This window comes from Amycolatopsis sp. CA-126428 (assembly GCF_002904335.1).
Taxonomy (GTDB): Bacteria; Actinomycetota; Actinomycetes; order Mycobacteriales; family Pseudonocardiaceae; genus Amycolatopsis.
On the sequence record NZ_PPHF01000155.1, the window covers coordinates 51,627 to 64,809 of the forward strand.

Sequence of the window (13,183 nt, forward strand, 5' to 3'; positions counted from 1 at the left end):
ATTCACGGTCTGGGGCCGGACCGTGGCGGTTGATCTCCGGCGGGTCCCACTCCTGGGACTCCTCCGGCTGTCATTCGCCGGCCACCAGGTCGGGCGAGGGGAGGCTTGCGTGGTCGAGGCTGGTTCCGAGAAGCAGCCTGTCGGGGTCGCGACTGGCGAGCAGGGGGAACTGTTCCCCGACGACTCGCTGCCCGACGAGCTGGTGGGCTACCGGGGTCCGGCGGCGTGCCAGATCGCCGGCATCACCTACCGCCAGCTGGACTACTGGGCCCGGACCAAACTGGTCGCGCCCAGCATCCGCACCGCGCACGGCTCCGGCTCGCAGCGGCTGTACTCCTTCAAGGACATCCTGGTCCTCAAGGTCGTCAAGCGGCTCCTGGACACCGGCGTTTCGCTCCAGAACATCCGGGTCGCCGTCGACCACCTGCGCGTCCGCGGCGTCCGCGACCTGGCCCGGGTGACGCTGTTCTCCGACGGCACGACGGTGTACGAGTGCACCTCGCCGGAGGAGATCGTCGACCTGCTCCAGGGCGGCCAGGGCGTCTTCGGCATCGCCGTCAGCGGTGCGATGCAGGAGATCAGCGGCACCATTCACGAGTTCCCGGCCGAACGCGCCGACGGCGGCATCGTCGAGACGCACCAACCGGACGAACTCACCCAGCGCCGCAACGCCCGCAAGACCGGTTGATCACCACTGCGGCAGACAGAGTAAGGTTCACCGTGCGGTCGACGAATCCGCGCGGGAGAGTCCGAGCCACACCTTGAGCTCGGCGCCGAAGGAGCAAGTCCTCCCCGGAACCTCTCAGGCACCCTGGACCGCGCGGACGAGACGCCTCTGGAAAGCGGGTCGTCAGGACACAGCCTGATGGCCCCGCCGACGGTGCAAGCCCGGTTCAACCTGCGGGCGAAACTCTCAGGCGCCCCTCGGGGTCAGACAGAGCGGGGAGGGTTCCTCCGGGTTTGGGCGAGCCGTGCTCGCTCGGGACTTGGAGCCCAGTCTGCTCGCGGAAAGCGCTCGCTTGAGCCCCTTCGCCGTGTCTTCTGGGGGTGCAACCCCCAGACCCCGCCCGGGGGCTCCGCCCCCGGACCCCCGCGGTGGTCGCCTTCCGCTCGTCCGTCGGTTCTAGAGTCGGTCGAGTAACGCCCCGCTGTCCCCAGGAGGTCTCGTGGATCCGTCACTCGCCTCCCTGGAACAGGGCCTTCCTTTCGCCGACCGGCACATCGGGCCCGGACCGGACGAACTCCGCCACATCCTCGACGTCATCGGTGTCGCCTCCCTCGACGAACTCGCCGAACGGGCCGTGCCGTCGTCGCTGCGGGAGTCCGCGCAGCCCCTCGAACTGCCTCCGCCCGCCTCCGAAGCCCAGGCGCTGGCCGAACTGCGGGAGCTGGCCGGGCGCAACCGGCTGACCGCCTCGATGATCGGGCTCGGCTACCACGACACCGTCACCCCGCCCGTCATCCGGCGCAACGTGCTCGAGAACCCGGCCTGGTACACCGCCTACACGCCCTACCAGCCCGAGATTTCCCAGGGCCGGCTCGAAGCGCTGCTCAACTTCCAGACCATGGTCGCGGACCTGACCGGGCTGCCTGTCGCCAACGCGTCCTTGCTCGACGAGGCCACCGCGGCCGCCGAGGCCATGACGCTGGTGCGCCGGGCCGGGCGGGCGACGTCGCACCGGTTCGTCGTCGACGAAGACACGCTGCCGCAGACCCTCGCCGTGCTCGGGACCCGGGCCGAGCCGCTCGGCATCGAACTGGTCGTCGAAGACCTCTCGCAGGGGCTGACCGGGCTCGGGCTCGGCGGCGACTTCTTCGGCGTGCTCCTGTCCTACCCCGGCGCGTCCGGGGCGGTCCGGGAGCTCGACCTGACCATCGGCGAGGCCAAGAAGCACGGCGCGGCCGTGATCGTCGCCGCCGACCCCCTCGCCCTCACCCTGCTGCGCCCGCCCGGCGAGCTCGGCGCCGACGTCGCCGTCGGGTCGACGCAGCGGTTCGGCGTCCCGCTCGGCTTCGGCGGCCCGCACGCCGCCTACCTCGCCGTGCGGAAAGGCCTGGAGCGGCAGCTGCCCGGCCGGCTGGTCGGCGTCTCGAAGGACGCCGACGGCGCGCCCGCGTACCGGCTCGCCCTCCAGACCCGCGAGCAGCACATCCGCCGCGAGAAGGCGACGTCCAACATCTGCACCGCGCAGGTCCTGCTGGCGGTGATGGCGTCGATGTACGCGGTGTACCACGGGCCCGAGGGCCTGCGGTCGATCGCGCTGCGCGCCCACCGGATGGCCACCGTGCTGGCCGCCGGCCTCGCCGAAGGTGGAGTCGACGTCGTGCACGGCGAGTTCTTCGACACGGTCGTCGCGGCGGTGCCCGGCCGGGCGGATCTCGTTGTCGCCGCCGCGCGCGACCTCGGCCTCTCCCTGCGCCGGATCGACGACGACCACGTCGGCATCGCCTGCGACGAAACCACGACCCGTGAGCGGCTTTCCGGCGTCTGGAAGGCGTTCGGCGTCTCCGTGTCCGATGTGGACGGCCTTGATGCGGACACCGCCGACGCCCTCCCGGGGCCGCTGCGGCGCACGAGCGAGTTCCTCACGCACGCGGTGTTCCACGCGCACCGCTCGGAAACCGCGATGCTGCGCTACCTCCGGCGGCTGGCGGACTCCGACGTCGCGCTCGACCGCAGCATGATCCCGCTGGGCTCGTGCACCATGAAGCTCAACGCCACGGCGGAGATGGAGCCGATCAGCTGGCCGGAGTTCTCCGGCCTGCACCCGTTCGCACCGGCCGAAGACGCCGCCGGGCTCCTGACCGTGGTCGCCGACCTGAGCGCCTGGCTCGCCCGGATCACCGGCTACGACACGGTTTCCCTGCAACCCAACGCCGGCAGCCAGGGCGAGTTCGCCGGCCTGCTCGCCATCCGGGCCTACCACCGCGCCCGCGGCGAACACGCGCGGGACGTCTGCCTGATCCCGGCCAGCGCGCACGGCACGAACGCGGCCAGCGCGGTGATGGCGGGCATGCGGGTGGCCGTCGTCCGCTGCGACGAGGCGGGCAACATCGACCTCGCCCACCTGCGGTCCACAGTGGACGAGCACCGGGCCGACCTCGCCGCGATCATGCTCACCTACCCGTCGACGCACGGCGTCTACGAAGACACCCTCGGCGAGGTGTGCGCGGCGGTGCACGACGCGGGCGGGCAGGTGTACGTCGACGGCGCCAACCTGAACGCGCTGATCGGCGTCGCCCAGTACGGCCGCTTCGGCGCCGATGTCTCGCACCTCAACCTGCACAAGACGTTCTGCATCCCGCACGGCGGCGGCGGGCCGGGCGTCGGCCCGATCGGCGTCCGGGCGCACCTGGCGCCGTTCCTGCCGAACCACCCCCTGCAGCCGGCGGCCGGGCCGGTCACCGGCGTCGGCCCGGTCAGCGCGGCGCCGTGGGGCAGCGCGTCGATCCTGCCGATTTCCTGGGCGTACATCCGGATGACGGGCGCCGAAGGGCTCCGCCGGGCGACGCTCGTCGCGGTGGCCACCGCCAACTACGTCGCCCGCCGCCTCGCCGATCATTACCCGGTGCTGTACGCCGGCCACGAAGGCCTGGTGGCGCACGAATGCATCCTCGACCTCCGGCCGCTGACGAAGGCCACCGGCGTCACGGTCGACGACGTCGCGAAGCGGCTGGCGGACTACGGGCTGCACGCGCCGACGATGTCCTTCCCGGTCGCGGGCACGCTGATGGTGGAGCCGACGGAGAGCGAAGACCTCGCCGAGCTCGACCGCTTCTGCGCCGCGATGATCGCGATCCGCGGCGAAATCGACCGCGTCGCGGCGGGGGAGTGGCCCCTCGAGGCTTCACCGCTGCGGCAGGCACCGCACACCGCCCGCTGCGTCGCGGGCGACTGGGACCGGCCGTACAGCCGCGAAACGGCGGTGTTCCCGGCGGGGACGGCCGCACCGAAGATCTGGCCCCCGGTCCGGCGCATCGACGGCGCGGCGGGCGACCGCAACCTGGTCTGCTCCTGCCCGCCCCCGGAGGCCTTCGCGACCGGTCACAGGAACGCGAGGTAGGTTGGCGCCCATGGTGAGTGGGCACGATCCTGATCGGACGTCCGTGGTCGTGACCGGCGGCAGCGGCTTCATCGGCCGGGCCGTAGTGCGCGCCCTCCGCGACCGGGGCATCCCGGTCACCGTCGTGGACCGGGTGCCGTTCCCCGAAGACCGCGACGGCGTGCGTGTGGTGACCGGCGACCTCCGCGACGCCGCCGTCCGCGAGCAGGCTGTGACCGGCGAGACCGCGGCCATCGTGCACCTCGCCGCGCTGACGTCGGTGCTGAAGTCGGTCGAGCTGCCCGAAGACACCTTCGCCGACAACGTCCTGGTCACCCAGGAGCTGCTGGAGCTCGCGCGCCGCCGCGAGGTGCCGAAGTTCCTGCTCGCCTCGACCAACGCGGTGATCGGGAACGTCGGCACGGCGACCATCACCCCGGACCTGCCGCTGTGCCCGCTCACGCCCTACGGCGCCACCAAGGCGGCGTGCGAAATGCTGCTGTCGGGCTACGCCGGGGCCTACGGGATGACGACGTGTGCGTTGCGGTTCACCAACGTCTACGGCCCGGGAATGTCCCACAAGGACAGTTTCGTGCCGCGGATGATGCGGGCCGCGCTGACCGGCACCGGGGTCCGGGTCTACGGCGACGGCCGCCAGCGCCGCGACCTCGTCCACGTCGACGACGTCGTCCGCGCGGTCCTGCTGGCCCTCCGCAGCGGCTACTCGGGCCGCGCGATCGTCGGTGCCGGGCGCTCGGTGTCCGTGCTGGAGATGGTCGAAGCCGTGCGCGAGGTGACCGGCGCCGAGCTGCCGGTCGAGCACGTCGAGGCGCCGGCCGGGGAGATGCCCGCGGTCGTCGTCGACGTCTCGGCGAGCGCGGAGACCATCGGCTACCGGCCGGAGGTCTCGCTCACCGAAGGCCTGGCGACGGCGTGGAAGTACTTTTCCGGCCTCGCGAACCAGTGATTGCCTTTCTCAAGCGGCACTGGCTGCTGCTCCTCCTGCTCGTCCCGGCGATCACGCTCCGGGTGCTGACCTGGCTGGCCTACCGGCCGGCGCTGCTGTTCATCGATTCGTTCCGGTACATCGACAACCTGCACGCGCTGCGGGCCGACCAGCTCGACCCGATCGGCTACGACCTGGTGCTGCGGCCCCTGCTCGCGGTCGGCGGGCTCGCCTGGGTCACCGCGGTGCAGCACGCCGGCGGGGTGCTGATCGCGATCGGCGTCTACGGGCTGGTCCTGCGGCTCGGCGGCCGCCCGTGGGTCGCCGCGCTCGCCGCGGCCCCGGTGCTGCTCGACGCCTACCAGCTGCAGATCGAGCAGAACATCATGTCCGAGGTGACGTTCGAGGCCGTCCTCCTCGGGCTCCTCTGGCTGCTGCTCGGCTGGGGCACGCCGGGCTGGAAGCGCGCCGGCGCGGCGGGCCTGCTGCTCGGCTTCGGCGTGCTGACCCGGCTGATCGGGATCTCCCTGGCCCTCCCGCTGCTGGTCTTCCTGGTGGTCGCCGGGGGAGCGTGGCGCCAGTGGGCGGGCTGGCGCCGGGCCGGCGCCGGCCTCCTGGGCCTGCTCGCCGTGCTCGTGCCGTACGCGGCGCGGGTGCACGCGGAGACCGGCAAGTGGGGGCTGAGCGGGCCGTCCGGGAACATGCTCTACGGCCGGACCGCCGCGGTCGCCGACTGCGCGAACCTCCACCTCGACCCGGTGCTGCGGGTGTTCTGCCCGGCCGAACCCCGCGAAAAGCGGCTCGTCGACAACTACACCCACGCCGACCTCGACCCGAACTGGCCGGGCCCGCTGCCGCCCGGCGCGGACAAGGCCGCGCTGGCCCACGAGTTCGCCGTCGAGGTCCTGGAACAACAGCCCCGCGACGTCGCCGACGCGATCCTGGACGACTTCGCCAAGAGCTTCGCCTGGACGCGCGAGCAGGGCCTGACCGACGTCCCCCTGGACCGGTGGCAGTTCCAGCTCACGTACCCGCAGTGGGCCGACCAGTCCCTGATCGACCTGGTCACGCTGCAGAACGACGGCGTCGTCGCGAGCGTCGACCAGCCACTGGCGAAGCTCCTCCGCGACTACCAGCTCGACGGAGGCTACGTCTCGGGCGGGGTGCTCGGCCTCGGTGCGCTGCTGGGCCTGCTGCCGGCGGTGCGGCGCAAGAAGCCCCTGGACCGGGCCCAGGCAGGGGCGCTGTTCGCGGCGTCGAGCGGGCTCCTCCTGCTGTTCGCCTCGGCGGTGTTCCAGTTCTCGTGGCGCTACCAGCTCCCGGCGCTCGTGCTGCTGCCCGTCGCCGGGGCGCTCGGCTTCACCACGCTGACCTCGGCGAGCCGGAAGCGGCTCGCCGCCTTCCCCGACGACGTCGACTCCGGTGCCCTCGCCGGCTTCCGCGGCCGCCACCCGGACCTGGAACTGGCGCCGCTGACCGTCGTCATCGCCGCCTACAACGAAGCCGGCGGCATCGGCGAAGTCCTGGAGAAAATGCCGGACGAGTGCCTCGGCATGCGGGTGGACGTCCTCGTCGTGGTCGACGGCGGCACCGACGACACGGCCGCGATCGCCGAGGCGCACGGCGCGTACGTGTGCGTCGCGCCCCGCAACCGCGGCCAGGGCGCCGCGCTGCGGCTGGGATACCACCTCGCGGCCGAAGCCGGCGCCGAGTACATCGTGACGACCGACGCCGACGGCCAGTACGACAACAGCGAGCTGGAAACGCTGGTGCGTCCGGTCGTCGAGGGCACCGCGGACTTCGTCACCGGGTCCCGGCGGCTCGGGCACGAGGAAGCCGACAGCCGCGTCCGGTGGCTCGGCGTGCGCGTCTTCGCGGTGCTGGCGTCGGTGCTCACGGCCCGGCGGATCACCGACACGTCGTTCGGCTTCCGTGCGATGCGGGCGGACCTGGCCTGCTCGGTCCCGCTGCGCGAGCCGCAGTACCAGTCGTCGGAGCTGCTGGTCGGGGTCACCGCCCGCGGCGCCCGCGTCGTCGAGCTGCCGATGAGCATGCGGCTGCGCAAGGCGGGCAAGAGCAAAAAGGGCGGCAGCCTGGTCTACGGCGCCAACTACGCCCGGGTCATGACGGGGACGTGGTGGCGGGGGTACGTGCTGCGCCGCGGCCGAACACGAACCGGTCGAGCAGCGTGAACTTGACGACGAACACCAGCGCGTAGCTGGCGACGTACGCGCCGTCGACGAGCACCACCCACCAGAAGTGCGGCAGGCCCAGCGGGGACAGCAGCGAGCCGGCGAGGGTGGTCAGGCCGATCGACGCCAGCCCGCCGAGCCCGATCACCGCGAGGTAGGGCAGCAGCTCGCGCCGGACGCGCGGCCGCCCGGTGCGGCCCCACACCCAGCGCCGCGTGACCAGGAAGTTCAGCACCGCCCCGGCCGCCCAGGCCAGCGTGCTGGCCAGCGCCGCGGCGCCGCCGGTGGCGAGGACGGCGAGCAGCACGACCTGGCTGAGGACCGTGGCGGCGACCGACGTCGTCGCGGCGCGCGCCAGCCGGGCCCAGCCGCGACGGCGGGTCTTCTCCGCCGTGCGGGCCCGCACGCCGTTGGTTACGGTCGTCATGCTCCCATCCTCCCCGCGGGCCGGCCGCGCCGCCGTCCGACCCCCTCACGCATAGGAGATTCACAGCTCATTGCCAGGTCTTCATCAGCACGTGATCTATAGCGTTCGGGTGGCGTAAACGAGCAGGAAGGGCGGCACAATGCGTGTGCTGGTTCTCGGCGGTGACGGATATCTGGGCTGGCCGACCGCGTTGCACTTATCGGACAAAGGCCATGAGGTGGCCGTTCTCGACAATTTCGCGCGGCGCGGGTACGACGCCGAACTCGGTGTCGAAAGCCTGGTCCCGATCGAATCCCTCGCCGACCGGATCGCGACCTGGCGCGAGGTGTCGGGCCGGACGATCACCAGCTACGAAGGCGACCTCCTCGACGCGGAGTTCCTGTTCGGGGCGGTGCGGGACTTCGCGCCGGACGCCGTCGTCCACTACGCCGAGCAGCGGTCGGCGCCGTATTCCATGATCGACCGCGAACACGCGGTGTACACGCAGCACAACAATGTGGTCGGGACGCTGAACCTGCTCTATGCGATCGCGGAGATCGACCCCGCGATCCACCTGGTCAAACTCGGCACGATGGGCGAATACGGTACGCCGAACATCGACATCGAAGAAGGCTGGCTGGAGCTGGAGCACAACGGCCGCGCCGACCGCGTGCTGTTCCCGAAACGGCCGGGTTCGTTCTACCACCTGACGAAGGTCCACGATTCCCACAACATCGAATTCACCTGCCGCGCGTGGGGCCTGCGCGCCACGGACCTCAACCAGGGCATCGTGTACGGCCAGCAGACGCCGCAGACGGCGCTGGACCCGCGGCTGGCGACCCGCTTCGACTACGACGCGGTGTTCGGCACGGTGCTCAACCGGTTCGTCATCCAGGCCGTGCTCGGCCAGCCGCTGACGGTGTACGGCAAGGGCACGCAGACCCGCGGCCTGATCGACATCCGCGACACCGTGGAGTGCATCCGCCTGGCCGTCGAGCACCCGGCCGAGCCGGGGGAGTTCCGCGTGTTCAACCAGATGACCGAAAGCATGCCGGTGGCGGGCATCGCCGAGCTGGTGGCCGACCGGTTCCCCGGCCCGGTGCAGATCGAGCAGCTGGAGAACCCGCGCACCGAGGCGCCCGAGCACTACTACAACGTGAAGCACACCGGGCTGGTCGGGCTGGGCCTGGAGCCGCACCTGCTTTCGGACACGCTCATCGAGTCGATGTTCGACATCGTGGGTGCGAACAAGCACCGGGTGAACCCGGAGAAGCTCCGCCCGACCGTCCGCTGGCGGGGCGCGCTGAAGGCCTAGCACCGAAGGCCTAGCACCGAAGGCCGGTCGTGAGTGGTAAGGAGGGTTCTAACCCTCCTTACCACTCACGACCCGGCCGGGAGCCCGACGGCTCGCTCAGCCGGGCAGCTTGTCCAGGAACCCGTGCACCTTGGCGATCTTCCCGGCTTCGAGCTCGACGACGTCGAACCCGATGGCGACCGGCTCGGCGCCCGGGGTGCCGAGGTACCACTGGAAGCGGGCGAGGTCGTGGTGGGCGTCGGGCTCGGCGGGCAGGCTGAAGGTGAGCCCGCCGAACTGCTGCTGCGCCCCGGCGACGAACTGGTCGATCCCGTCGTGCCCGGTGACGGCGCCGAGCGGGTCGGTGTAGCCGGCGTCGGCGGTGAAGACGTCGGCCACGAGGGCGCGCCGCTTGTCGGCGTCGGTCTCGTTCCAGACGGCGATGTACCGCTCGACGATGCTGCGGACGTCGGTCATCGTGGTTCCTTTCGTTGGGGGACAACGGATTCGCCGTCGTCCTGTGCTGAGACCGACTTTGGCGGACGTACGGCGGCTCGTCGATTACGCGAGAGGTAATGCCGGGCCATTACGCCCGGGGTAATGGCGGCGGCTCGGTGATCGCCGTAGCGTCGCTCGCGTGACGACCATGGTGCAGGCACGGCAGCGGCCCGTCGGGGAACTGCTGCGGGAATGGCGGGACCGGCGCCGGATCAGCCAGCTCGACCTGGCGATCTCGGCGGACATCTCCACCCGCCACCTGAGCTTCGTGGAAACCGGGCGGTCCAAGCCGAGCCGGGACATGGTGCTGCGGCTCGGCGAGCACCTCGACGTCCCGCTGCGGGAACGCAACCGGCTGCTGCTCGCCGCCGGCTACGCCCCCGCGTACACCGAGAGCGCGCTGGGGGACCCCGGGATGGACGCCGTCCGCCGCGCCGTGCGGCAGCTCCTCGCGGGCCACGAGCCGTACCCGGCCGCCGTCGTCGACCGGAACTGGGACCTCGTCGAGGCCAACGCCGCCACCGGCCTCTTCGTCGCCGGGATCCCGGCCAGGCTGACCACCAACGTCCTGCGCGCGACCCTGCACCCCGACGGCATGGCCCCGCACATCCGCAACCTGGGGGAGTGGCGCGCCCACCTGCTCGGCCGGCTGCGGCGGCAGGTCGCCCAGACCGCGGACGCCGGTCTCGCCGAGCTCCTGGCCGAGCTGCGCGGGTACCCCTGCGACCAGCCCGTGCCCGAGGTCGAGGTCCCCGGGCCGGGTGACATCTTCGTGCCGCTCGAGTTCCGCCACGAGGGCACCGACCTCACCTTCTTCAGCACGGTCGCCACGTTCGGCACCCCGCTGGACATCACCGTGGCGGAACTGGTGATCGAGTCGTTCTTCCCGGCCGACCCGGCGACGGCGGCGTATCTGCGCGAGCGGGCCGCCCGGGTGGGATGATGGGGGTCCGCGCAGCATCCGAAGTGAGGATCACCGGTTGATGGCCGTCCCGCCTTCGCTCGCCCTGTCCGTCGGAGTCCGCATCCCCCAGCTGCTGTTCGGTGTCGCCGGCCTGTCCCCGGCCGAAACCGGCCGGGCCGTCCGCATCGCCCTCGACACCGGGTACCGCGGCATCGACACGACCCCGGGCACCGAGCCGGCGGTGGGCGCGGAGCTCGCCGCGGCCGACGTGCCCCGTGAAGACCTCTTCGTCAGCTTCCACGTGCCCGCCCAGGGTTACGACATCGCCCGCCGGGCCGCCGACCAGGCGCTGGAAGCGCTCCAGCTCGAGCGGGCCGACCTGTGCCTGCTGGACGGCACGAAGGGCGCGTTCACCGACACCTGGCGCGTGCTGAGCCGGCTGCGCGCGGACGGGCGGGTCCGCGCGGTCGGCGTCGCCGGCTTCGGCGTCTCCGAGCTGCGCCGGCTCATCGACGCGACCGGCTCGGTGCCGGTGGTGAACCAGATCGAGCTGCACCCGTGGCTGCAGCAGCTCCCGCTGCGCGAGTTCCACGGCGAGCGCGGCATCGTCACGGCCGCCGCCAGCCCGGCCGCGAACGCCGCGCTGCTGTCGGACGAGACGGTCACGGCGCTCGCCGCCAAGTACGGCAAGACCCCGGCCCAGATCGTGCTCCGCTGGCACCTGCAGAACGGCACGGTCGCGGTGGCGGCGTCGGCCACCACGACGCGGATCCGGGAGCACTTCGGGATCTTCGACTTCGAGCTGGCCGACGACGACGTCGCCGTGGTGGCCGAGCTCGACAACGGCACGCGCGTCTAGCGGCTAGGTGGACTTGATCCCCGCCGCGGCGAAGTCGGCCTGCTGGGCGGGCTGCTCCAGGTACTCGCGGAAGGTCTGGGCGGCGCGCAGCGCGGTGTCGTCGATGCCCGGGCCGGCCAGCCCGATGAACGGGTAGTCCGCCGAGCGCGCGTTCGCCACCGACTGGGCGGGCGAGCCGATCATCTCCGGCTTCTTCGTGGTCAGTTCGCTGACCCAGTACGACGATTCCGGCAGCCACGCGGCCGGGAGCCCGCCGATGGAGTCCACCTTCGCCCGGCCGACCAGCGCGTCGAGCACCTGCGCCGACGACTTGCCTTCGATGGTGATGCGCACGCAGTGCCCGTGGACGACGGTGGCGGCCTGGTTCCACCGGTCGGCCGCGGCGGTCACCGGCTTCTGCACGCTCGGGGTGACGATGATCCGCATCTGCGCGGTCCCGCCGTCGCAGCTGGCGGCCTGCGCCTCGGCCCGGCTGTTGAGCTCGTTGTCGGCCCAGTTCCAGCCGACGACGCCGAGCCCGATGAGGACGGCGAGCACGAGACAGGCGATCGGCCAGCCGGCGATCCGCCGGCGCGGAGCCTTCTTCCCGACGATGCGGTGCGACCCGGTGGCGTCGGCGGTCTTGCCGACGATCCGGTGCGAACCGGTGCCCTCGCTGCGGCCGGCCCGGTGGGGGCCGGTGCTGTCGCTGCGGCCGCCGCGGTCGGGGCCGGTGGTGTCGTTGCGCTCGGGGCCGGTGGTGTCGCCGTGCTCTCCGCGGTCGGGGCTGGTGCTGTCGCCGCGCTCGGCGGCCCGGGTGCCGGTGTCGCCGCTCCGGTCGAGGATGCGGGGAGAGCCGGCCGCTTCGCCGCGGGCGGCGCGGTCACCGGACCGGGCGCCGGTGTCGTCGCCCCGGTCGACGAGGGGGGAAGCCCCGGCCGCTTCGCCGCGGGCCGCGAGGTCGTCGTCCGGCCGCGCGATGACTTCGGTCCGCTCGGCGGCCGATTCGGGATGGCGGCCGGCGGGTTTGCCGCCCTTGCGGCGCGAGCGGGGAGCGGCGGAATCGGCGGGCAAGCCGCCGGGCGCTCCGGCGGGGGCAGCGGGGCCGGCGATCGGGTGGGCACCGGAGGCTCCGGCTCGCCGGGCAGCCCGGGTGGATCTGCCGGAGCCGGGGGTTTCGGTGCGGTCCGGGGCCGAGCGGTCGCCGCCCTTGCGGCGCGAGCGCGCGGAGGTACCGGTGTTCCCGGTTGTGGCGTAAGCGGCGGTGGTTTCGCTGTCGGCGGCGGGGTGGGCGCCGGAGGTGTCGCCGCGGCGGCCGGTGGCGGTTTCGCTGTGGGCGACCGGGAAGGTGCCGGAGGCTTCGCCACGGCGGCCGGTGGTGGTCTGGCTGTTGGCAACCGGGAAGGTGCCCGAAGCCTCGCCGCGGCGGGCGGCGGTGGTCTGGCTGTTGGCAACCGGGTAGGCGCCCGAGGCTTCCCCTCGGCGACCGGCGCGAGGCGCGGTCGCTTCGCCACCGGCGACGGGGTGGCCACCCGGCACATCCCCTCGCCGGGCGGCGGTCGTCTCGCTGCCGGCGACCGGGTAAGCGCCGGAAGCTTCCCCGCGGCGCGAGAGCGTCGTGGTGATTTCGCTGCTCGTGACGGGGTAGGCGCCGGAGGCCTCACCGCGGCGAGGCGCGCGGGTGACGGTCGAATCACCGCCGGCGACCGGGTACGAGCCCGAAGCTTCCCCGCGGCGCGGGGCACGAGTCACCGTGGACTCGCCCCTCCCCGCGACGGGGTACGACCCAGAAGCTTCCCCGCGGCGAGTGCCCGCGACCGGGTACGAGCCCGAAGTCTCGCCTCGCCGGGTGCCGGGGTGCGTTCCGCCGCTCTCGGGCGGGTAGCCGGGCGCCTCCGCCCCTTCCGTGAAGAAAGCCGAACCGGATGACTCGCCCTGACCACGGGCGGCGGAACCGCGGCCCGCGATGCCGAAGGCGGCCGAGATGGAGCTGCGTCCCGGGGTGCGGAAAGAGCCGGAAGCCTCGCTGCGCCCCTCGGGGGGCACGCTGGGCGTGCGGTCC

10 protein-coding genes and 1 riboswitch are annotated in these 13,183 nt (G+C 72.5%); of the genes, 7 read left to right on the plus strand and 3 right to left on the minus strand.

The features are described 5' to 3' along the window. Positions 1-109 precede the first annotated feature (109 nt). The 4 genes from C2L58_RS38730 to C2L58_RS38745 all read left to right on the plus strand — a co-directional run bounded on the left by C2L58_RS38730 (position 110) and on the right by C2L58_RS38745 (position 7,181). Positions 110-688 (plus strand): MerR family transcriptional regulator, encoded by a 579-nt coding sequence (locus C2L58_RS38730; protein ID WP_103342587.1) that lies wholly within the window; start codon positions 110-112, stop codon positions 686-688. Positions 689-730: 42 nt separating this feature from the next. Continuing rightward, a riboswitch (glycine riboswitch) is annotated at positions 731-829 on the plus strand. Between the two features lie 337 nt (positions 830-1,166). Beyond that, positions 1,167-4,064: an aminomethyl-transferring glycine dehydrogenase gene (gene gcvP, locus C2L58_RS38735; protein ID WP_103342588.1), complete on the plus strand. Its 2,898-nt coding sequence runs from the start codon at positions 1,167-1,169 to the stop codon at positions 4,062-4,064. 10 nt (positions 4,065-4,074) lie between these two features. Further along, positions 4,075-5,010, plus strand: coding sequence for an NAD-dependent epimerase/dehydratase family protein (locus C2L58_RS38740; RefSeq protein ID WP_199191656.1), 936 nt, complete (start codon positions 4,075-4,077; stop codon positions 5,008-5,010). After that, on the plus strand, positions 5,007-7,181 hold the full coding sequence (locus C2L58_RS38745; protein WP_103342590.1) for a glycosyltransferase family 2 protein: 2,175 nt from the start codon (positions 5,007-5,009) through the stop codon (positions 7,179-7,181). The genes C2L58_RS38740 and C2L58_RS38745 overlap by 4 nt, the downstream gene beginning before the upstream one ends. On the opposite strand, the gene C2L58_RS38750 is transcribed toward C2L58_RS38745, so the two are convergent. Continuing rightward, positions 7,111-7,608, minus strand: coding sequence for a GtrA family protein (locus tag C2L58_RS38750; RefSeq protein WP_103342591.1), 498 nt, complete (start codon positions 7,606-7,608; stop codon positions 7,111-7,113). The two genes, C2L58_RS38745 and C2L58_RS38750, sit on opposite strands and share 71 nt — an antisense overlap. A 139-nt stretch (positions 7,609-7,747) precedes the next feature. Between C2L58_RS38750 and C2L58_RS38755 the strand changes: the two genes are divergently transcribed. After that, entirely contained in the window at positions 7,748-8,902 is a 1,155-nt protein-coding gene (locus tag C2L58_RS38755; protein WP_103342592.1) for an NAD-dependent epimerase/dehydratase family protein, read from the plus strand. A 96-nt stretch (positions 8,903-8,998) separates the two neighbouring features. On the opposite strand, the gene C2L58_RS38760 is transcribed toward C2L58_RS38755, so the two are convergent. After that, positions 8,999-9,358, minus strand: a complete 360-nt coding sequence (locus C2L58_RS38760; RefSeq protein ID WP_103342593.1) for a nuclear transport factor 2 family protein — start codon at positions 9,356-9,358, stop codon at positions 8,999-9,001. A gap of 169 nt (positions 9,359-9,527) precedes the next feature. On the opposite strand from C2L58_RS38760, the gene C2L58_RS38765 reads away from it, so the two are divergent. Together C2L58_RS38765 and C2L58_RS38770 are read left to right on the plus strand one after the other, a co-directional pair. Next, positions 9,528-10,322 (plus strand): helix-turn-helix domain-containing protein, encoded by a 795-nt coding sequence (locus C2L58_RS38765; protein ID WP_103342768.1) that lies wholly within the window; start codon positions 9,528-9,530, stop codon positions 10,320-10,322. 40 nt (positions 10,323-10,362) lie between these two features. Next, positions 10,363-11,142 (plus strand): aldo/keto reductase, encoded by a 780-nt coding sequence (locus tag C2L58_RS38770; RefSeq protein ID WP_103342594.1) that lies wholly within the window; start codon positions 10,363-10,365, stop codon positions 11,140-11,142. Between the two features lie 3 nt (positions 11,143-11,145). Here the strand turns inward: C2L58_RS38770 and C2L58_RS38775 are convergent, their stop codons facing one another. Further along, complete coding sequence (locus C2L58_RS38775) at positions 11,146-12,873, minus strand: hypothetical protein (protein ID WP_233226183.1); 1,728 nt, start codon at positions 12,871-12,873, stop codon at positions 11,146-11,148. Positions 12,874-13,183 lie beyond the last annotated feature (310 nt).